Annotated in this window: 20 protein-coding genes; 11 read left to right on the forward strand and 9 right to left on the reverse strand. The window is 45.0% G+C overall.

What is annotated here, in order from left to right; translation table 11 throughout:
• Positions 1 to 3: 3 nt before the first annotated feature.
• Entirely contained in the window at positions 4 to 606 is a 603-nt protein-coding gene (locus A6E01_RS05640) for an aminodeoxychorismate/anthranilate synthase component II (RefSeq protein WP_065209766.1), read from the reverse strand.
• Positions 599 to 2,209 carry an anthranilate synthase component 1 gene (locus tag A6E01_RS05645; protein ID WP_017030779.1) on the reverse strand — a complete coding sequence of 537 codons (1,611 nt, stop codon included), beginning with the start codon at positions 2,207 to 2,209 and terminating at the stop codon, positions 599 to 601. The genes A6E01_RS05640 and A6E01_RS05645 overlap by 8 nt, the downstream gene beginning before the upstream one ends.
• A gap of 381 nt (positions 2,210 to 2,590) precedes the next feature.
• Between A6E01_RS05645 and rnm the strand changes: the two genes are divergently transcribed.
• From rnm to A6E01_RS05665, 4 genes are all read left to right on the forward strand, one after another.
• Entirely contained in the window at positions 2,591 to 3,451 is an 861-nt protein-coding gene (gene rnm / locus A6E01_RS05650) for an RNase RNM (RefSeq protein WP_065209768.1), read from the forward strand.
• Between the two features lie 23 nt (positions 3,452 to 3,474).
• Entirely contained in the window at positions 3,475 to 4,095 is a 621-nt protein-coding gene (locus tag A6E01_RS05655; RefSeq protein WP_065209769.1) for an L-threonylcarbamoyladenylate synthase, read from the forward strand.
• 156 nt (positions 4,096 to 4,251) lie between these two features.
• The gene (rluB, locus tag A6E01_RS05660) at positions 4,252 to 5,142 is read left to right on the forward strand and encodes a 23S rRNA pseudouridine(2605) synthase RluB (protein WP_065209770.1); all 891 of its coding nucleotides are present in this window, start codon (positions 4,252 to 4,254) and stop codon (positions 5,140 to 5,142) included.
• Positions 5,143 to 5,261: 119 nt separating this feature from the next.
• A complete protein-coding gene (locus A6E01_RS05665) occupies positions 5,262 to 5,603 on the forward strand; it encodes a thioredoxin family protein (RefSeq protein WP_017030776.1) in 342 nt (113 codons plus the stop codon).
• Positions 5,604 to 5,632: 29 nt separating this feature from the next.
• Here the strand turns inward: A6E01_RS05665 and A6E01_RS05670 are convergent, their stop codons facing one another.
• Entirely contained in the window at positions 5,633 to 7,567 is a 1,935-nt protein-coding gene (locus A6E01_RS05670) for a hypothetical protein (RefSeq protein WP_065209771.1), read from the reverse strand.
• A 285-nt stretch (positions 7,568 to 7,852) separates the two neighbouring features.
• On the opposite strand from A6E01_RS05670, the gene A6E01_RS05675 reads away from it, so the two are divergent.
• Positions 7,853 to 8,290, forward strand: coding sequence for a GNAT family N-acetyltransferase (locus tag A6E01_RS05675; RefSeq protein WP_065209772.1), 438 nt, complete (start codon positions 7,853 to 7,855; stop codon positions 8,288 to 8,290).
• A 93-nt stretch (positions 8,291 to 8,383) separates the two neighbouring features.
• Here A6E01_RS05675 and A6E01_RS05680 read toward each other — a convergent pair whose 3' ends face one another.
• Positions 8,384 to 9,052: an NADPH-dependent FMN reductase gene (locus A6E01_RS05680; protein ID WP_065209773.1), complete on the reverse strand. Its 669-nt coding sequence runs from the start codon at positions 9,050 to 9,052 to the stop codon at positions 8,384 to 8,386.
• 171 nt (positions 9,053 to 9,223) lie between these two features.
• Between A6E01_RS05680 and A6E01_RS05685 the strand changes: the two genes are divergently transcribed.
• Positions 9,224 to 9,481 (forward strand): YdcH family protein, encoded by a 258-nt coding sequence (locus tag A6E01_RS05685; protein WP_017030253.1) that lies wholly within the window; start codon positions 9,224 to 9,226, stop codon positions 9,479 to 9,481.
• 72 nt (positions 9,482 to 9,553) lie between these two features.
• Here the strand turns inward: A6E01_RS05685 and A6E01_RS05690 are convergent, their stop codons facing one another.
• Together A6E01_RS05690 and A6E01_RS05695 are read right to left on the reverse strand one after the other, a co-directional pair.
• A complete protein-coding gene (locus A6E01_RS05690) occupies positions 9,554 to 9,760 on the reverse strand; it encodes a hypothetical protein (RefSeq protein WP_065209774.1) in 207 nt (68 codons plus the stop codon).
• 87 nt (positions 9,761 to 9,847) lie between these two features.
• Entirely contained in the window at positions 9,848 to 10,450 is a 603-nt protein-coding gene (locus tag A6E01_RS05695) for a GTP-binding protein (protein WP_065209775.1), read from the reverse strand.
• A 242-nt stretch (positions 10,451 to 10,692) separates the two neighbouring features.
• Between A6E01_RS05695 and A6E01_RS05700 the strand changes: the two genes are divergently transcribed.
• Together A6E01_RS05700 and A6E01_RS05705 are read left to right on the forward strand one after the other, a co-directional pair.
• On the forward strand, positions 10,693 to 11,493 hold the full coding sequence (locus A6E01_RS05700) for a PhzF family phenazine biosynthesis protein (RefSeq protein WP_065209776.1): 801 nt from the start codon (positions 10,693 to 10,695) through the stop codon (positions 11,491 to 11,493).
• Between the two features lie 134 nt (positions 11,494 to 11,627).
• Positions 11,628 to 12,617, forward strand: coding sequence for a 2-hydroxyacid dehydrogenase (locus A6E01_RS05705; RefSeq protein WP_017030768.1), 990 nt, complete (start codon positions 11,628 to 11,630; stop codon positions 12,615 to 12,617).
• 59 nt (positions 12,618 to 12,676) lie between these two features.
• On the opposite strand, the gene A6E01_RS05710 is transcribed toward A6E01_RS05705, so the two are convergent.
• Entirely contained in the window at positions 12,677 to 13,801 is a 1,125-nt protein-coding gene (locus A6E01_RS05710) for an acyl-CoA desaturase (protein WP_065209777.1), read from the reverse strand.
• Between the two features lie 322 nt (positions 13,802 to 14,123).
• Between A6E01_RS05710 and A6E01_RS05715 the strand changes: the two genes are divergently transcribed.
• Positions 14,124 to 14,837 (forward strand): YrhK family protein, encoded by a 714-nt coding sequence (locus tag A6E01_RS05715; RefSeq protein ID WP_065209778.1) that lies wholly within the window; start codon positions 14,124 to 14,126, stop codon positions 14,835 to 14,837.
• A 60-nt stretch (positions 14,838 to 14,897) separates the two neighbouring features.
• Here the strand turns inward: A6E01_RS05715 and A6E01_RS05720 are convergent, their stop codons facing one another.
• Positions 14,898 to 15,218 carry a YqfO family protein gene (locus tag A6E01_RS05720; protein WP_017030245.1) on the reverse strand — a complete coding sequence of 107 codons (321 nt, stop codon included), beginning with the start codon at positions 15,216 to 15,218 and terminating at the stop codon, positions 14,898 to 14,900.
• Between the two features lie 282 nt (positions 15,219 to 15,500).
• Here A6E01_RS05720 and A6E01_RS05725 point away from each other — a divergent pair, with 282 nt between their 5' ends.
• A complete protein-coding gene (locus tag A6E01_RS05725; protein ID WP_017030244.1) occupies positions 15,501 to 15,857 on the forward strand; it encodes a MaoP family protein in 357 nt (118 codons plus the stop codon).
• Positions 15,858 to 15,922: 65 nt separating this feature from the next.
• Here A6E01_RS05725 and A6E01_RS05730 read toward each other — a convergent pair whose 3' ends face one another.
• A complete protein-coding gene (locus A6E01_RS05730; RefSeq protein WP_065209779.1) occupies positions 15,923 to 16,462 on the reverse strand; it encodes a cytochrome b in 540 nt (179 codons plus the stop codon).
• Positions 16,463 to 16,576: 114 nt separating this feature from the next.
• Here A6E01_RS05730 and A6E01_RS05735 point away from each other — a divergent pair, with 114 nt between their 5' ends.
• Positions 16,577 to 18,400 carry an ABC transporter ATP-binding protein/permease gene (locus A6E01_RS05735; RefSeq protein ID WP_065209780.1) on the forward strand — a complete coding sequence of 608 codons (1,824 nt, stop codon included), beginning with the start codon at positions 16,577 to 16,579 and terminating at the stop codon, positions 18,398 to 18,400.
• Positions 18,401 to 18,598 lie beyond the last annotated feature (198 nt).

Here is an 18,598-nt window from a genome sequence, read left to right on the forward strand (position 1 = left end):
TTGTTATTGTTCTTTTGAAAGTTCAATAGACCCTAGTGCCCACTCAATTGAGTTCGCTAAAAGGGTGGCTCCATAGGTGGTCATAATAGACTCGGGATGGAACTGAAATCCACATACTTTGTCTTGCTCATGAACGACCGACATGACTAAGTCGTCTACTTGTGCGGTGATGGTTAAATCATCGGTCACTTTTGTTGCCACTAAAGAGTGGTAGCGCGCAATCGCAAACGGTGACGGCAAACCTTGGTAAGTTGCATGATTATCGTGTTGCATCATGGATACTTTACCGTGAATGATTTCACCCGCACCAGCGACGGTGCCGCCATAGGCTTCAACAATGGCTTGGTGGCCAAGGCAGATGCCGATCATGGGCACCTTGCCTTTGAAGCCGTCGATAATTGCAGGCATGTTTCCTGCTTCGCTCGGGGCGCCAGGTCCTGGTGATAGGACAATCACAGGGTTATCAAGTTCACCTAGCGCATTACCTAGCATTTCAACGTCTATATTGTTTCGGTACACGGTCACATCGTGGCCAAGGGTACGGAATTGATCCACTAGGTTGTAGGTGAATGAATCGAAGTTATCGATAAAAAGAATATTAGCCATGCTTCACCTCAGTATGTGCGGCTTGAATTGCACTGATTACAGCTTGCGCTTTACCGCGAGTCTCATCGGCTTCTGCTTGAGGGTCTGAGTCAAATACGACGCCAGCTCCGGCTTGAACCTTTGCGATGCCATTTTCAACATACGCAGAGCGAATAACGATACAGGTGTCTAGATCACCGCGACCTGTCATATAACCCACAGCGCCACCGTAGGTGCCTCTGCGTTGTTGCTCAACATCGCGGATTAACTGCATTGCACGAATCTTTGGCGCGCCCGTTAGCGTTCCCATATTCATGCAGGCTTGGTAGGCATGTAACGCATCTAGGTCATTTCTCAGTTGTCCCACAACGCGCGATACAAGGTGCATCACGTGGCTGTAGCGGTCAACTTTAAGCAGGTCCGCTACGTGGCGAGTTCCCGCAGCAGCAATACGCGCTACATCGTTGCGAGCCAGATCCACGAGCATCATGTGCTCTGCATTTTCTTTGCGATCAGAACGAAGCTCTAGCTCGATACGGCTATCAAGGTCATGGTTGATGCTGCCGTCTGGATTCTTGCCGCGGCGTCTTGTGCCCGCAATTGGGTAGATCTCAATCTGATTGCTTTGTGTTTCGTATTTAAGCGCACTCTCAGGAGAGGCACCAAACAGAGTGAATAGCTCGTCTTGCATGTAGAACATGTAAGGGCTTGGGTTACTCTTCTTTAGATGCTTATAAGCAGCCAGTGGAGAAGGGCACTCTAGAGAGAAGTGTCTCGAAGGCACCACTTGGAACACGTCACCTTTAACCACAAACTCTTTTAGGTCACGGACGGTTTGGCAAAACTCTTCATCACTGATATTTACCGCTACATCGCAGCGCTCTAGCTTGACCGAATCAGGTGTAGGCTCAACCACCTTCATTTCCGCTTCGATGGTTTGGAGACGGCCTTCTAATGTTGCGCGAGTCTCTTCATTAGCATCAAACAAGCTGCCATAAAGGTGTGCTTGTTGCTGCTGATGGTCAATAACAATGAGGGTTTCTGATACGTAAAATACATAGTCAGGGCAACGGCTGTTTTCAGCGGCATCGCCTAGAGGTTCAAAGTTGGCCACTAAGTCATAAGCAAACAAGCCGCCGATGAACAGCGCCATAGGGTCATGCTCATCACAATTGAAGCTCTTTTTCACTAAGCGCAACATATCAAACGATGACGGCTGACGAAGTCTGCTGTCTTCATCAAGGTTGATATCAGGAGCGGTGAAGTTGACGGTGAGTGCACTATCGCTCTGTTCAGAGACGAACTCAGAGTTTAGGTTCGACGCAATGCGAGCAAGTAATGCACGTCCGTTATCCGAGTTGGCGGTTAACACCACTTGGTGGCCGCGACACTCGATGCGCATAGCGGCATCAACAAGTAGTAAGCTCTTTAGATCTTCTTTGGAGTCAATCTCTGCGGATTCGAGTAGTAGGGTATCCGCTTTGTCTTTACACAGATGATGGAATAGCTCCGTTGGATCTTGTGTATAGAAGACATCGCGTTGCAGAAGCTCTAGTTGGCCTTGTGCAGTCAGATTAATGGTCTTATTCACAAGACCTCCTTGTAAGCTTGAATTTCTTTGCATCACATACTCTCATATTCTGTTGCTCCACCCAAAAGTGATTGCGTAAAAGCGGGTCAAAGTTTGCGCACTTAACTCATTTTTGCGAGGCAATTTGATAGAGTTAGTTTGCGACGCGCTGGATTGTGTAAAAAAGGCATAAAAAAAGCCCGCACATTAATGCGAGCTCTAGAGTTGTGTAGACACACTCAATGCTTAGCTCGCTTAAGTTTCGAGCCACCAACGCCATACGTTAGATACTGCGCATACACAAACTCTACCGAATTCGGTACAGATTGGCGTTTGCTGTTGTATCATGACTGTATTCATAGCGATCTGCTAAACATCCTTAATTAATCTAGGTGTACTAGTTAACTAGTACACGAGTGGAAAGTCAAGCCTTTTATGATATTTGATCTGCATTCTCACACTACCGCGTCTGATGGCCGTTTTAGTCCGCAAGCTCTCATTGATAGAGCTATCGAGCACCGTGTTGGCGTACTTGCTATAACAGACCACGACACTGTAGAGGGTATAGAGCCTGCCTTGGAATACATTCGAGATTCTGAAGCGGATATTCAACTACTACCCGGTATAGAGATTTCAACGGTTTGGTCGAATAAGGATATCCATATTGTTGGATTGAATATCGATATTCGCAATCCAAAGCTGACACAGCTTATTGAAGAGCAGCAAGCAAGGCGTATAGAGCGTTCGGAGTTGATTGCGCATCGTTTATCTAAGCACCTTAAGGTCGACCCCTTGCCTGAGGTAAAGGCGATAGCAAATGGCGCTCCGGTAACGCGTGCTCACTTTGCCAAGTGGCTGGTAGACAATGGCCATGCGAAGAACATGCAGCAAGTATTCAAACGCTTTTTAACCCGAGACAAGCCAGGGTACGTGCCTCCTATTTGGTGTTCAATGACAGATGCGGTCAATGCCATTCATGCTGCTGGAGGTTTGGCCGTGTTAGCTCACCCTGGCCGTTATGATCTCACTGCAAAATGGCAAAAACGATTGTTATCGGCATTTGCTGAGGCGGGCGGGGATGCAATGGAGGTTTCTCAACCTCAACAAAGTCAACAAGAGCGACGCAACTTGGCTGATTATGCTATACAATACAATCTATTAGCTTCCCAAGGTTCCGATTTTCATTATCCATCGCCTTGGATGGAATTAGGGAAGAATTTGTGGCTCCCGTCCGGAGTGACTCCCGTATGGGAACAATGGCCACAGTTTTCTGATCCTAAGGCATCGACTCTATAGATGCCTGCTCATAAGGAGATACGATGAGTCAGTATTTTTATGTTCATCCAGATAATCCGCAAGCGCGCCTTATCACACAAGCCGTTGCTATCATTCGCAATGGTGGGGTAGTGATCTACCCGACAGATTCGGGTTATGCACTTGGATGTCAGCTAGAGAACAAATCCGCACTGGATCGCGTGTGTCGAATTCGTAAAATCGATGACAAGCACAACTTCACACTGCTATGCCGAGATCTATCAGAGCTATCCTTGTATGCACGCGTCGACAATAGCGCGTTCCGTCTATTGAAAAACAATACACCGGGTGCGTATACCTTTATCTTTAAAGGAACAAAAGAGGTGCCTCGTCGTCTAATGAATGCCAAGCGTAAAACCATTGGTATTCGTGTTCCAGATAACAAGATTGCGCTAGATTTATTAGAAGCGTTAGGCGAGCCGATGATGTCGACGACCCTTATCCTTCCTGGTAATGAAGTGACAGAATCTGATCCAGAAGAGATCAGAGACAAGCTAGAGCATGCGGTAGATTTGATCATCAATGGTGGTTACTTGGGTGAGCAACCAACGACGGTGATTGATTTTAGTGAAGATGACCCCGTTATCGCACGTCGTGGAGCCGGGGATACAACTCCGTTTGAATAGTAAGTATTTGTTAATAAAATCAATGGCTTGCTAGGCATTAAAAATGCAGTAAATATTGAGTGATTTTCGGTTGGGTTTTTGAGATACTACGCGACCGCAATTTCTGCGAAACATTACTTCATCCGACGTCTGAGAAGACGACACAAAGGTAACTAAATGAGCGAAAAATTACAGAAAATTTTAGCACGCGCTGGTCATGGATCTCGCCGCGAACTTGAAAGCTTAATTAAATCAGGTCGCGTAAGCGTTAATGGTCAGGTAGCCACGCTAGGAGAGCGCTTAGAAGATGACTTAGCGGTTGTCCGCATTGATGGTCATCAAGTGCCAGTTAAAGCTCCTGAAGAAGTAGTGTGTCGTGTTCTTGCTTACTACAAGCCAGAAGGTGAATTGTGTACTCGTCACGATCCAGAAGGTCGCCGTACAGTATTTGACCGTCTTCCTAAGGTCAGCGGTGCTCGTTGGATCTCTGTGGGTCGATTGGATGCAAACACCTCAGGCTTGTTGCTGTTTACTACCGATGGTGAACTTGCAAACCGTCTAATGCACCCAAGCCGCCAAGTTGAGCGTGAATACCTAGTTCGCGTATTTGGTGATGTAAACGAGGAGAAGGTTCGTAACCTAACTCGTGGCGTGCAACTTGAAGACGGCATGGCTCGCTTCGAAGACATCGTTTACGCTGGTGGTGAAGGTATGAACCATACCTTCTACGTCGTGATTAACGAAGGTCGTAACCGTGAAGTTCGTCGCCTTTGGGAATCTCAAGACACCACAGTAAGTCGTCTAAAGCGTGTTCGCTACGGTGATATCTTCCTAGAGAAGAAATTGCCTCGTGGGGGATGGATGGAAATGAACCTGAAACAGGTTAACTACCTTCGTGAACTTGTTGAGCTTCAACCAGAGAAAGCAACAGTAATCGATGAGCGTAATACCTCTCGTAACCGTGAGCGCTCTCGTTCTCAAAAAATCCGTCGTGCAGTACGTCGCCACGAGGAGCGTATTACCTCGAATGGCCCAGCTAAACGCAAGCCAAAGAAAGCGCGCAAATAGCTTTCAATATCAGATTCAAGAAGCGACTCCAAAGAGTCGCTTTTTTTATACCTCAAATATGGATTTAAACGATAAACTGTTCGTATCAGAAACTAACTGGTACATAAAAGGACGCGAAAATGAATGGCATTCAGCTTGGATACAATCATGAGTACTCTGAAATTGCGCCAACGATTGAGGAGGTAAGGTTTCTGTCTGGCTACGCTCTTTTAGAGTTTGGCGCGCCTTGGTGTCCCCATTGTCAAACTGGTGAAATCGTTATTCAGCAAGCGCTAGACGAGATCTCGCCTCAGCTTCATATTAAGATCTTTGATGGCAAGGGTAAAAAACTAGGCAGACTGTTTTCAGTGAAGCTTTGGCCCACGTTAATCTTGCTTAAAGAGGGCCAAGAGGTAGATAGAATCGTGCGCCCCACCTCTGTTGACGATGTGCGAATGCTAACAGCACTTATTGATGAGTAACCTTGTACTCTGCTCAGTTAGCCCCCGAATCACTCTGGTTCAATGGACTCTAGGTTTCCCCAAGGCTGCAACGCGATACTCTGACCTCCCAACCAAATAACAATAGGTAAAGGTTTAGGTTTGACGTATTCGGCAAAGGTTGTGTCGTGAATAACATCCTTATCCGTCGCCTCAAATACCATTAAGTCTGCAAACATTACTTGGCGGTCATACTTAAGTATCTCCGCAACTTCTCCCCAGTACACATAATCATTCGCCTCCATCCATGATGTTAGTGGCTTGGTGAAAAGTTGATTAGAATTTGTTGGATAAGCAATATCAATGTTGAGTTCGCTATTGTGTTCGTTGTTGATTAAGTAAGCTTGAATGCCGGTTTCTTCAGCAAACTGATAGGTTAAGGTAGGGTTTGGAGATTGAATGATACTCTCGATAGATTCAATACGAAAAGGAAGAGGCACATCACCATTTCTTAGGCGTTGTAATGTGTATAAAGGGTCTAAACCACCAACGTTACTCTGTGCTTCTATGACCGAAAAGCGAGGTTTAGGGTTGTCCTCGAGGGGATTGATTACGTAAGTGGACCACTCAGCTCGTATCCCATTGAGATTGGCCCCGCGCGATTCATACAAGTTCAAAGATATCGCATAGACCGCTTTTTTCTGCTCAGGATAGAAACGCATCTTTGCCAGTTTGAAGTGCGAAGGTAGAAAAGCCTTTTTAAATGCTTTGACCTTATTTGGGTTAATCTCAAAATTAATGAAGATAGTTTTTGGCGCAGTTTTTAGCTCGAAGAATAGAGTTGGCTTCGAAATACCCCCTAAGGTAGAAAGCCCTTGATAGAGATCCTGCAGGGCAAAATAGAAGGTAGGTATATACATGGGAGGCGTATTGGCGAACATGCTCTCAAAGACTTTTTGCGGTGGTGTAGGGGGTATCCCCATATCTGGAGCGCCAAAAGCGGATGCTACTAGACACGCATACTGTTTGGATAGAGAGTTAGGTATCATTGGATTGTAACAATCTGCAGGGCCTAATGCTGGAGATTGAACCGTGACATTAGCCGTGACCGGTTGCGCCATGAATGACATATCGTCCTTTGGAATAATCACTTCCACCAAGTTATGTGCATATTCGGACCAAGGAAAGGTCGAACTTACCGTCGCTTTATTTATCTTAACCTTGTGCAAGCGAGCGCTAACCGAACTGCCGTCATAGTAGTAGCGAGTCTGAGCCCCTTTTGGCCCTAAGGTATTCTCGGCCGCATCTAAATACGCCTGACTGAATGTTTTACCTTGGGTACTTCTGCCTATGGGGATATCTAATTCAAGTACATACCCATTAGTTGAGATAAGGGATGAGCGAATTCGGCCCTTAAGCTTATCTAGTGTGATTTCTGAAGGGGTTAGGGTGTTCAATTCAAGCAGATCGTTGCCAGGTATCTCTTTAAATGAGGCAAAGCGATACACTTGGATTTGCGTGCTACCAGCAACAGTGACAAAGGTTTTCCATTCTACCTTTAGCCCTTGCTCAGCCCCTGATGTTTGTGCAATATCAGCCATAAGGTAATAGTGTTTGTCCTGTTGTGAAAATAAGCTAAAAGAAGATCCATTCTGTTTATTGAGCCAAGCGGCGAACCTTCTATGTAGCTTAGATTCAGTGAGAGACGATACTTTACTTACACTGAGATAGGGTGGCAGTTCTATGGCTGATGCAAATTGCTCAATCTCACTGGGTTTGATTTGCCATGTGAGTAACACTCTATCGTGGAGGTGGTAGGGGAAAACGGGGGGTGTCTCGCCAGAGAGGGTGGTTTGAGTGAGGGATGCATTTAATGTACTACCACCAAATACCTGATTTCGAATGGTAATGAGGTTTTCTTTTTCCAAAGTGGTGATAGAAAGTGCGCTATGAGGGAGTAACGAAACAAGCAGTGTGATAAACGAAATGATGACAATTTTCGACATAGTTTTCCCTTAGTTCACTAGTAACTAGACGGGACACTGAATACGTCTTGGTCTCGTAGATGTAGATGAGAACCGCTTATAAGGTTTAGTCTGTTACACGTGAATTACAAGCTACATCCTCCCGAATAATCATCAAACGTCATAAGATCCGACCTGTTGTTTACTGAGGGTATTACGCTGGTGAGAGTGTGATTTCTCCCGCTAACTAATTGATAAGCAAATGGTTAAAATGGCTCCTGTATCCGGTGTATAGGAAATACAAACAAATAGGAGAAGTGAGAGACAATGGAAGTAATAATCGGAAGCGACGCGGAGATTATCAGAAAGGCACAGGTTATTCGTAATCAAGTGTTTACTGTAGAGCAGGGAATCCCACAAGAGCTAGATTTAGATGGATTAGATGAGACAAGCCATCACCTTTTGATGACGGATAATGATGATCTCGTAGCCACAGCTAGGCTGACGCCAAAGCAAGGTGGCGCATCTGTAATGGCTCGTGTAGCGGTATTGAAGGCATATAGAGGATGTGGGTTAGCGAGTAAGATAGTAGAGGCCTTGATTGAGTACGCGAATAACCAAGGAATAGATTCCATTGAAATACACGCGCATGAATACCTGAAAGAGTTTTACGAGCGCTTTGGCTTTTCGTTTGTCCAACAGGTCGAAGTTGTGAGTGAGCATCAGTTAATTGAGATGCAATACCAAGCTTCAATCACCCAATAAACTTCATCACCTAGTTAACTTCAACAATCTAGCTAAACTGCAGTTGCACTCTAGAGTGAATAGCCCTTAAAGGGGTCACTGCAGTCAGGTTAACTAGTCTCTAGCTGGGGCATTTCTTTGCGACGGAGAATCTTTAAACGCCTTACTGAAGGTTAACGGGTCAACTTGTTCTCTTTGCTGTTGACTTGCCTGCGCCCACCACATCAATTGCGCTAAAGTTCGGTACAAGTAATCATCCCATTGTGCCTGGTCGTCAGGGTTGATGGTGCGCCCTGTTTCATCAAATACATCTTGCGCACAAGGTAGATGAACCATTGCAGAAACGGGAAGGCAACCCAACTCTGAAAGAAAGGTGCGCATAGACACTGCGGCTCTAGCGCCGCCCCATTGACCCGCAGAGTAGGTGACGATTGCGCTAGGCTTGAACGAAAAGAGTGAACTGCCAAAGTGATTTAAAAGGTGCGCCAGTGCAGGGCTCATCGAGTGGTTATACTCGGGGCTCACCATCACATAGGCATCTGCATTCTTTATTTTAGTGGCCAGCGTTTCTAAGTCTTGAGGAACCTGTTTTCGACTGTAGGCAAACTCCGGCTTAAAGACTCCACCAGTTTCGTAATCTAACGGGTCAATGATTTCTATGCTATTACCGGGAAAGGCTTGATCTAAAAGCTGTGAACATGCAAGGCTCACTCTCTCACCCAGTCGCTTAGGTCGTGGCGGTCCACTGGTACGGCTAGAGCCCAAAAATATAAGGATATTCAACGTCTTTCGTCCTTGTTGATACTGATTTTTAGTCGGCTATGTTATCGAATGTTGTCAGCGAAACCCATCTTTTCTGACTTCGGGCACCTTTTCTAACTTTGGGTACTGTGCCACATTTCTTCAATTAGCTTGGTTCTATACTGAGGGAAGCCAAATCAAGAGGAGATGCCGATGCTCAATGAAAATCACGCCTTTATCCTAGATTTTCCTGAACTAAAACTCGATATAGTTCAGCTAAATCATGACGATCCAACGTTCAAAGCCGCTATGCAAAAGTACCATGAGTTAGATTATGACATCCGAGAGCTCGAGGTATCAGGGAGCCCTATCGATGATGGCAATATGCATGATCTTAAGCTAAAGCGTATGGAGCTCAAAGACGAGTTATATCAACAACTGACCAAGCACCATCAACAAGCCACCAGCTAACGGTATGGTATAAAAAAGGACTCTGCTACTTAGAGCTAGAGTCCCATTTGCTTAAGCGATGCCACTCGACACTTAGTAATCGATTTGGTGCTCGATTAAGTCAGCATCACTAAACCAAACGACCGTCCCTGTATAACCGTTCTCTTTCAATAGGCTATCTATCTGCGCGGCGATGCGCGCGGTCATCTTAAACCAACCATTGTCGCACTCTAATTCGCTAAGTAGATCTTCTGCGATAGAGAGTGCGGTTTCGTCAAGCTGCAAGTTCGTGTAGTTCATTTTGATTTCCAAGGTGCAGGAAAGCTCTAATTGGCTGAGGCAGTCCTTATTGAGAAAGGGATTCTAGCACACTCATGCACGAACCCTTTACGCCTTAGGCTTTGTTTCAGCGGTTTCGATGAAATCCATAATCTGTTGCTGTTTTTCTGTGCTGACCTTAAGCGCTTCTGCGGTGATCTGTATGGACTGAGCCATTGAGGAGATATTGCCGGTAGCTCGAACCAGCGTTTGTTGCATTGGTTTTAAGATCAATAGATAGATGGCCACCAGAGCCAGTACGATCACCAGAACGATGGCACACAATACTACTATTAACTTGAACTGAAGGTCATCCATTAGCGTTTGACTGGTTTGCTTAAAAGCAACGCGAGATTGCTCCAAGGCATTGGGTAAGCCGCGCAGGGTTTGAGTCGTCGACAAGGTGAGTTGATTGACGCTATTGATGGTTTTATCCAGAGCCTGTTTCTGATCCTCACTCAAGTTGGGATTATCGACAATCGCTTGTAGGGAGTCAGAAATTGATTCTAGTGACTGTGTTGCTTGCTCAGCATATTGCTCCATCCCATCTAAATCTAGAGTCATATCAATATTGATCAATGGTTGCTGATGTTGCTTGGTCACGGCTTCTTCAGCCAAGCTAGTAAATGAGCTAAAAGCTAGAACTAATGCCACTAGGCAATGCTTTAACATGAGAGTTCCCTTTCTCAGTGTTTGGTCACTCTACTGTAGAGAACAACGCTGGGTATTGCTAGTGGATTAGGCTGTATTATGAATTGGTTTAATCCGTTTCGATGCAAAATAACCGTTTTTAAATCAGTCACTTCGCCAATACACTCGTGACTGAGTTCTTTGATTTCTCAGTTGGCTAATGACTGTTGAGTAAAAATGGGGCAAGCTGATATCGGGTATGAGAGATTTCAACAAGGATGAAAATGGAACTGAGTATTTACCAAGTTGACGCCTTTGCATCAGAGGCATTCACAGGTAACCCTGCTGGAGTCTGCATTACAGACACGCCTCTTTCAGATGAACTCATGCTATCAATTGCAAAAGAAATGTCTGTCTCAGAAACGGCTTTTCTGTCACGTGAGAATATGAACCTTCGTTGGTTCACACCGGAAGTTGAGGTGAAGCTATGTGGGCATGGAACATTATCAGTTGCCCATATATTGGCTGAAACAGGAGAGGCAAAGGTTGGGGATCTGATTACCTTCAATACCTTGTCTGGCCCTTTGAGTGCAAAAATCACAGATAATGATATCGAGCTTAATTTTCCAACGGCAACTTTGACAAGCGAACAGCCACTAAATGCCCAATTATTGAAAGCTTTAGGGCTCAAAGATAATGATGTCCTTTCATCAGCAATCTTTGACTCTAAACAACTTATAGAGGTCGTCGATGAGCGGGTTGTGATGAGCCTTTCCCCTGACTTTACAGCGATGAAAAAACTAAGTGGGAGAGGGGTCGTGATTACCTCAGCTTCTAACAAGTCGGACCTAGACTTCTTGTCTCGATATTTTGCTCCGTGGGTGGGCATTGAAGAAGATCCGGTAACCGGATCTAATCACTGCGCATTAAGCCTATATTGGGGCAAAAAGCTTGGAAAAACTGAGCTTAAGGCCTATCAAGCCTCTGCTAGAGGTGGGTACATTGACATGAAGCTGTTACCCGGCAACCGAACCACTTTAATAGGAAAAGCGATCACTACCATTAAGGGTGTTATGTTCGTTTAATTACCTACGATGCCATCAGTTAGAGATAGAGGTAACACGTATCCTTCTTTCTTCTCTATTTATCTCATTACTGATATTGCGTACTCAGTTAGCCGTATACCTTTTGAGTAAAAGCGTATCCTAAGGAACTAGAAATGATCAATATAGCGTTTTTCAGTACCAAGTCTTATGACGAACAGGCATTTACGGTAGCCAAAGCAGACCGTGATTTTCAGTACCATTTCTTTGATTTTCAGTTGACTGAAAAAACAGCGAAGTTAGCCAAGGGCTGTGAAGTGGTTTGTGCTTTTGTGAATGACGATTTATCAAAGCCAGTGCTGGAGCAGCTAGCTATGCGCGGAGTGAAAATGATTGCTATGCGCTGTGCGGGCTTTAACAACGTTGATCTTGATTCAGCGAAAGCGCTAGGTATTCAGGTTGCCCGAGTGCCCGCTTATTCACCTGAGGCCATTGCTGAGCATGCGGTTGGTCTGATGATGACACTCAATAGGCGCTTTCACAAAGCCTATCAACGCACTCGTGATGCAAACTTCTCCTTAGAAGGATTGGTTGGTTTTAACTTCCACGGACGCACTGCCGGGATTATAGGTACGGGGAAAATTGGCCTTGCAACAATGCGAATTCTGAAAGGGTTGGGAATGAACATACTGTGTTTTGACCCTTATCCTAGTGACGTGGCCAAGGAGCTTGGCGCTAATTACTGCGACTTAGATACACTTTTTAAGCAATCGGATGTGATTTCTTTGCACTGCCCGATGACAAAAGAGAATTTTCATCTGCTGAATGAAGAGGCATTTAGCAAAATGAAGGATGGCGTAATGATCATCAACACCAGTCGTGGGGAATTGGTTAACTCTAATGCGGCAATAGAAGCGTTGAAGAATGGGAAAATCGGTGCCCTAGGTTTGGATGTTTACGAAGGGGAGAAGGATTTGTTCTTTAAGGATAAATCTAATGATGTGATCATCGATGACGTGTTTCGTCGCTTGTCTGCATGCCACAACGTTATCTTTACCGGACACCAAGCCTTTCTAACCGTCGATGCCTTAAAAAGCATTGCCTCGACCACACTAGAAAACGTGGACAGCTTTGGTGCCAATGAAAGGACCGCTAATTTTCTATAAAGCGCGTTAGAAAAGTGAATCGACAAGCTAAGGGTGTCTCAGCTTGTCGATTTCATTAGCTACGCAAATCGCTTTACGTTATCCATCCACATTTGCTGCTGATACTGAAATTGCTCTTTCAGTTGCTGGTGGCGGATCTTCAATACTTCAAGCTCGTGGCTCTTCAGTACCTGCTGTTTCTTGTTCTGCAGTAGGTGCATTTTGCTGTCGTAATAGTCGCGCATGCTTTCAATTAAAGACTCAAACTCTTGTTCAAGTTTATTAGAGAGTGATGGGCTTGCATCCATTTCATTGAGTTTTTGATGGGCATTTTGCAGCATCATAGTCGCACGCGCTTTCTCAATCTTAAATTGTGGCGTAACACGCAGTTTCTCAGTCAGACCCACCCACGAACACGCTTTAATTAACCACTTAGTAGGGTCGTAGTGCCACCAGCTAATTCCATTGCGGTAGTCATTTTCAAACAGATGGTGGAAGTTATGGTAACCCTCTCCAAAAGTAAAAAATGCCAGAATACCGTTGTCTCGCGCTGAGTTTTTGTTGGTGAAGGTTTGCTTACCCCAAATGTGCGCTAGAGAATTAATAAAGAACGTCGTGTGGTGGCTTAAGACAAGCCTTACCGCTCCAACAACTAAGAACATCCCGATGATGTCGTTGTACAGTACGCCCAATAAGATAGGAAATCCAAAGTTAGTCACTACAGCCAGCAGACCGTAATATTTGTGCTGCCATTGGACAATGTTGTCTTTTTTAAGGTCGCGGCAGTTTTGGTAGTCGGAGTAAGTCTCTTGGTTGTAATCACGTAGCATCCAGCCCATATGTGAGTACCAAAAACCACGTGAGGCCGAGTAAGGGTCTTTAACATCGTGGTCAACATGCTTGTGATGCTCACGATGATCCGAAGACCAATGCAAAGCGCTATTTTGCAAAGAGAATGCGCCGCCAATGGCAAAGATAGCCTTAAGGACAGGGCTAGCTTGATAGGTTTTGTGACTCCACAGGCGATGGTAGCCCGCAGTAATGGATAGATTGGTAAAGCTGAATGCAATAACGAACCAAATCAGATGTGCCCAGCTCAAACCATAATTAAACGCATACCAAGGCGTAACAACAGCAGCTAACAACAGACTAGAGACAAATATAAAAATGTTAAACCACAGTAGTGGTGGACGTTGAGGGCTCACAATTACTCCATATTTTAAGTTTCAGCTTACAACTGTTCGCTAGAATATCAGCTTATGTTTATAAAGCAAACAGCTTGATCACACAGAGGTAACAAAACGTTGCAAAAGAGTGGGCATGTTCTAAGAGACCCTTCCAGTTCTTTCTGAAACTGAAGGATGACAAAGCTAAATTCTCGCTCTGCAGGACCAGGTCCATCACAGGAGAGTTAGTCACCCCATCGATAGCAAATAGAATGAACCCCTATAGGAGTTCTTTATCTTTTCTTATTTGCGTTCTCCACTCACTCAGTGCACTTAATCAAATCAGTCGAGATCTGTATCTATGCCTCACGTCTTTTCCAATCGTCGACGTATCATGAATTTAACGGCCAACAAAAAGGAACTAGCGTCTCAATTTCGCTGGGAAACCATCAATGCTATTGCCTACAAGGTTGGCGGTGCTTTATTTGTGATTGGCAGTTATTTCTTTTTCCCAGATCAAGCTCAGTATGCTCATATTGGGGGGGGTATATTCCTCATTGCATCACTGATTTATCTTGTGGTGAATGTTCATGATATGGCTGAGATACGGCGCTACTGGAAAAACCATACCGCGCACAATCGACAAGACAAGCTAGAGTATTTTGCTGGCGCGACTTACATGTTAGGGACGCTGTGTTTTGTATTGGGACGAGTGCTTGGATTTGAGGCGGTAGGATATCCATTAGTGAGTGCGTGGCTGTTTATTATCGGAAGCCTACTGTTTGTGTTTGGCGCATCCACCAATGTTTTTTTGATCATACGTGCAGAGTCGGTAGAGCTATTACAGCTAATGAACCTCACATCCATTACCTTTATCGTAGGTTCAGTTTTATATGCGATTGCCTCGGTGCCTTATCTTTGGGCCTTTGAATCTCAGGTAGATCACTTGCTCATTCTTAATTTTCTTGCATGGCAGTATATGATTGGAAGTCTGTTGTTTTTATTGGGTGGTGTATTTAATTACTGGCGTGCGTATTTACTGATGCAGCGTAAGATTGAAAATATAGCGGCATGAGTTTTCTCTCATGCCTTCACAAGAGAACATCTTTTAGTAACCGAATTTGTCTCTTTTCTCTTAGAGGTTTTTCCAATCCAGCATGTCGTAGACTTCGAAGGCGGCCTCTTCATAAGGGTGGGCTTCTAGAAGCGCCTCAATACTTTGTCTTATATATCGGTCATCACAGACTAGCTCTATTTTTAGCTCTTTAAGGCGTTCTACCTCACCATGGTTGCCAATATGTGGATTGGCATCAGCCAATGGGCGAAACTGGCCTTGGCCTTCGGTTTGGAAGCAGCAGCGATCGTAGTCTCCAATCTTTCCTGCGCCCGCATCGAATAGCGCATCTTTTACCGCTTCAGCGTTGTCCACGGGAACAAAGAAAATGATTTTTTTCATCTAAGCACTCAAGAAATAAAGTCAATCAATAAGATGATTGTAGAGTAAATATGAGCAGTTGTTTGCCAATCAATCTGTCTACAGGGCAGGTATGACGTTTGCCTTTGAGAGCGTGATAAAGAGGTAGTTTTTCGTTATTGGAACAGGGGTTAGATGCGGCTTTGTAAGACACCGTATTCAACAATAAATCATTACGGATACGACAAAAATTATTTGATTTTCAACGGTGCCTTTTCACTCTATTTTCAGCTTGTTCTAATAACACAAATAATAGAGGTCATTGTGGCTGAGACATTGATTCGCTTGGGTGAAAAACGCTTCTACGACGATAAAGCTTTTCCTCGCGGTTTCGCTAAATCAGGCAACTTTACAATCTTAGAAGATGAACTATTGATGTATTACGGTGATACCTTGTCTGGTTTAGAAACTGGCAGGCTAGAGCCGATGAATCAAGAAGAAAAACATTTTCTAAAAGCACTTAAGGATCCGAAAAAGGCGAACACTAAACTTGAAACAACGTGGCTGAAATACATCAAACATTCTCGCACAAGAAAATGTTTTTATACCTTTAACAGCAAGAAAATATCCACCAATCACAGCGCCTTTGAGCAAGAGTTAGCTTACGCTTACGAGGACTGATCGTTTTAAATTGTGAGAGGTATTTTTCGGTGAAGAATACCTCTCGTTGTTCTACGCTTCAGGCGTTAAAACTTCTTTCCAAGCATGCGGCTGATAGTGCCGTCTTTATCGATAAATTGGTGCTTTAGCGCTCCAGCAATATGAAGTACCAGCACAGCAACTATGATGTTCACAGCACTGTGATGGATAGTGCTGCCCACTTGTTGCAACCACTCAATCTTTTCACCCTCATTAATAATCACCCAACCGAAAACATCGACAGCTCTACCGCCAGCGGCGCTCATAGTGATGCCAGAAATAGGCATGGCTATCGTCGCTAACATCAAGATGCCATGCACTGCGTGGGCGATCTTTTCTTGCCATACTGGGCTGCTACTTAGACTCGATAGTTTGCCTTCTTTGAGTCTCCATGCAATGCGCATCGTCGCGACAATAAGGATCAGCACACCAAAGGATTTGTGATAACCCATTAACTCAAATTTGCTGGGTCCTCTGTCCATTTCAGACATGATCAGGCCGACGACAAATACACCAATGAAGGACGCGCCGGTAAGCCAGTGCATTACAATGGTAGTGAGTGAAAGTTTTTTGGGCTTGGGTGCCATGGATTTATACCGAATAGAAAATTTATAAGCGTATTATCTATGAACTTTATGAAACTAACAGGTGAATTACTGTAAAGTAACGTAAATGGGCCCTTAATTGCATAAGGCATTGAAATGCAGAAACAAAATACAATAGAACAGCAGCAAAATATGCCTGATAAAGGGTCGAAAGATGATCGGAAAAGCTTGAGTATTTTACTTGAGCTGCTCAAATTTGTGGGGCCTTATAAAGGCAAGGTTATCGCTGCTCTAATTGCCCTGTTTTTTACAGCAGGGCTGACGCTATCCGTAGGTCACGGAGTTCGCTTGCTCATCGATGAGGGCTTCTCCCAGCGCTCACTCAGCGATCTTGGCAATGCGATTCAATTCATTGTTATTGTGACTGTCTGTATCTCCGTCGGCACCTTCTTTAGGTTCTATCTTGTCTCATCGGTTGGTGAGCGCGTCAGTGCGGATATACGTCTTGCGGTGTTCAACCACGTTGTGACCTTGCACCCTAGCTATTTTGAAACCAATGGCAGTGGCGACATTATGTCACGCCTAACCACCGACACTACGCTATTACAAAGCATCATTGGTTCGTCCTTTTCCATGGCGATGCGCAGCGCATTAATGTGTATTGGCGCAATCATTATGCTATTCGCCACCAACGTAAAGCTCACTCTGATAGTGCTCGCTTCAGTCCCTTTTATCTTAGTGCCAATCTTGGTTTACGGCAGGCGAGTTCGCGCGCTCTCGCGTAAAAGTCAGGATTCAATGTCGGATGTAGGCAGTTATGCAGGAGAGGCGATTGAGCACATAAAAACGGTGCAGAGTTATAGCCGAGAGTCTGAGGAGAAGGCGTCATTTTCAACAGAGGTGGAGCGCGCGTATGAGATAGGGCGAGAGCGAGTAAAGCAGCGGGCCATCCTTATCTCTGGAGTGATTGTGATCGTCTTTGGCGCTATATCCGGCATGTTATGGGTTGGGGGAAGCGATGTTATTCACGGCAAGATGTCGGCAGGTGATTTAGGTGCTTTTGTCTTCTATGCCATTATGGTTGCTTCATCGACGGCGACCATCTCTGAGGTCTTTGGAGAGTTGCAACGTGCCGCTGGCGCCACTGAGCGATTGCTCGAAATCCTCAATGTAGAGAGCCATATAGTGGCACCGCAAAATGATGCGCTCTCAACCAAGGGGGTGTCCGCAGAGGTCTCCTTTGATGATGTGTCTTTCTTTTATCCATCAAGAAAAGACAGCGCGGCCATTAGCCAGCTGAATCTGACCGCTGAAGAAGGCAGGGTACTGGCGCTGGTGGGGCCGTCTGGCGCAGGTAAAACGACACTGTTTGAACTGCTGCAACGTTTCTATGATCCTCAGAAGGGAGCGGTAAAACTCGGTGGCGTGGATGTACGTCGTTTTGATCCCAAAGAACTGCGCGACACTATGGCATTAGTGCCTCAGCAACCAGCGCTGTTTAGTCATGATGTGTTTCATAACATCCGGTATGGCAAACCCAACGCAACCGATGCAGAAGTGATAGAAGCGGCCAAGAAGGCGCATGCCCATGAGTTTATTGTGAACTTGCCTCAGGGCTACCAAAGCTTCTTAGGAGAAAAGGGCGTTCGACTGTCCGGTGGGCAGCGTCAGAGGATCGCGATTGCAAGAGCCATTCTTAAAGACCCAACAATCTTACTATTGGATGAAGCCACCAGTGCCCTTGATAGTGAGAGTGAACACCACGTGCAAAAGGCACTAGAAGAGTTAATGAAAAACAGAACCACGATCATCATTGCTCATCGCCTTTCTACCATTCAACACGCTGACCAAATTGCCGTTTTAGATCACGGAGAACTGGTCGATGTGGGTAATCATGCCCAGTTACTGCAAAGCTGTGATTTGTATCAGCGACTGGTAGAGCTACAGTTTAAACAAGGCGCAAGAGAGGCTATTGAATAGATGCGCTCGCGTGTAATTCACGGCTTAGCGGATGGCACTAAGCCGTATTATCAGTCTAGACAAACGGCTCCCACCAATACGATTATTTCAATGACCTTAAGTATTAGAGCAGTGCTTGTTGGTTCTGTATGTTACTTAATCCAAAGAAATCTCTTTTCCTGTGCCGTTGAGATGAGCATGTCGAATAGTAGCGAGCAA

Source organism: Vibrio breoganii (assembly GCF_001677275.1).
GTDB lineage: Bacteria > Pseudomonadota > Gammaproteobacteria > Enterobacterales > Vibrionaceae > Vibrio > Vibrio breoganii.

Excerpts from the sequence above, each read along its gene's own strand:
- A6E01_RS05700 (WP_065209776.1), top strand. The coding sequence starts at position 10,693 with ATGGAACTGAGTATTTACCAAGTTGACGCCTTTGCATCAGAGGCATTC.
- A6E01_RS05685 (WP_017030253.1), top strand. The coding sequence starts at position 9,224 with ATGCTCAATGAAAATCACGCCTTTATCCTAGATTTTCCTGAACTAAAA.
- A6E01_RS05715 (WP_065209778.1), top strand. The coding sequence starts at position 14,124 with ATGCCTCACGTCTTTTCCAATCGTCGACGTATCATGAATTTAACGGCC.
- A6E01_RS05645 (WP_017030779.1), bottom strand. The coding sequence starts at position 2,209 with ATGCAAAGAAATTCAAGCTTACAAGGAGGTCTTGTGAATAAGACCATT.
- A6E01_RS05730 (WP_065209779.1), bottom strand. The coding sequence starts at position 16,462 with ATGGCACCCAAGCCCAAAAAACTTTCACTCACTACCATTGTAATGCAC.
- A6E01_RS05675 (WP_065209772.1), top strand. The coding sequence starts at position 7,853 with ATGGAAGTAATAATCGGAAGCGACGCGGAGATTATCAGAAAGGCACAG.
- A6E01_RS05705 (WP_017030768.1), top strand. The coding sequence starts at position 11,628 with ATGATCAATATAGCGTTTTTCAGTACCAAGTCTTATGACGAACAGGCA.
- A6E01_RS05655 (WP_065209769.1), top strand. The coding sequence starts at position 3,475 with ATGAGTCAGTATTTTTATGTTCATCCAGATAATCCGCAAGCGCGCCTT.
- A6E01_RS05670 (WP_065209771.1), bottom strand. The coding sequence starts at position 7,567 with ATGTCGAAAATTGTCATCATTTCGTTTATCACACTGCTTGTTTCGTTA.
- A6E01_RS05695 (WP_065209775.1), bottom strand. The coding sequence starts at position 10,450 with ATGTTAAAGCATTGCCTAGTGGCATTAGTTCTAGCTTTTAGCTCATTT.
- A6E01_RS05720 (WP_017030245.1), bottom strand. The coding sequence starts at position 15,218 with ATGAAAAAAATCATTTTCTTTGTTCCCGTGGACAACGCTGAAGCGGTA.
- A6E01_RS05735 (WP_065209780.1), top strand. The coding sequence starts at position 16,577 with ATGCAGAAACAAAATACAATAGAACAGCAGCAAAATATGCCTGATAAA.
- rluB (WP_065209770.1), top strand. The coding sequence starts at position 4,252 with ATGAGCGAAAAATTACAGAAAATTTTAGCACGCGCTGGTCATGGATCT.
- A6E01_RS05665 (WP_017030776.1), top strand. The coding sequence starts at position 5,262 with ATGAATGGCATTCAGCTTGGATACAATCATGAGTACTCTGAAATTGCG.
- A6E01_RS05690 (WP_065209774.1), bottom strand. The coding sequence starts at position 9,760 with ATGAACTACACGAACTTGCAGCTTGACGAAACCGCACTCTCTATCGCA.
- rnm (WP_065209768.1), top strand. The coding sequence starts at position 2,591 with ATGATATTTGATCTGCATTCTCACACTACCGCGTCTGATGGCCGTTTT.
- A6E01_RS05640 (WP_065209766.1), bottom strand. The coding sequence starts at position 606 with ATGGCTAATATTCTTTTTATCGATAACTTCGATTCATTCACCTACAAC.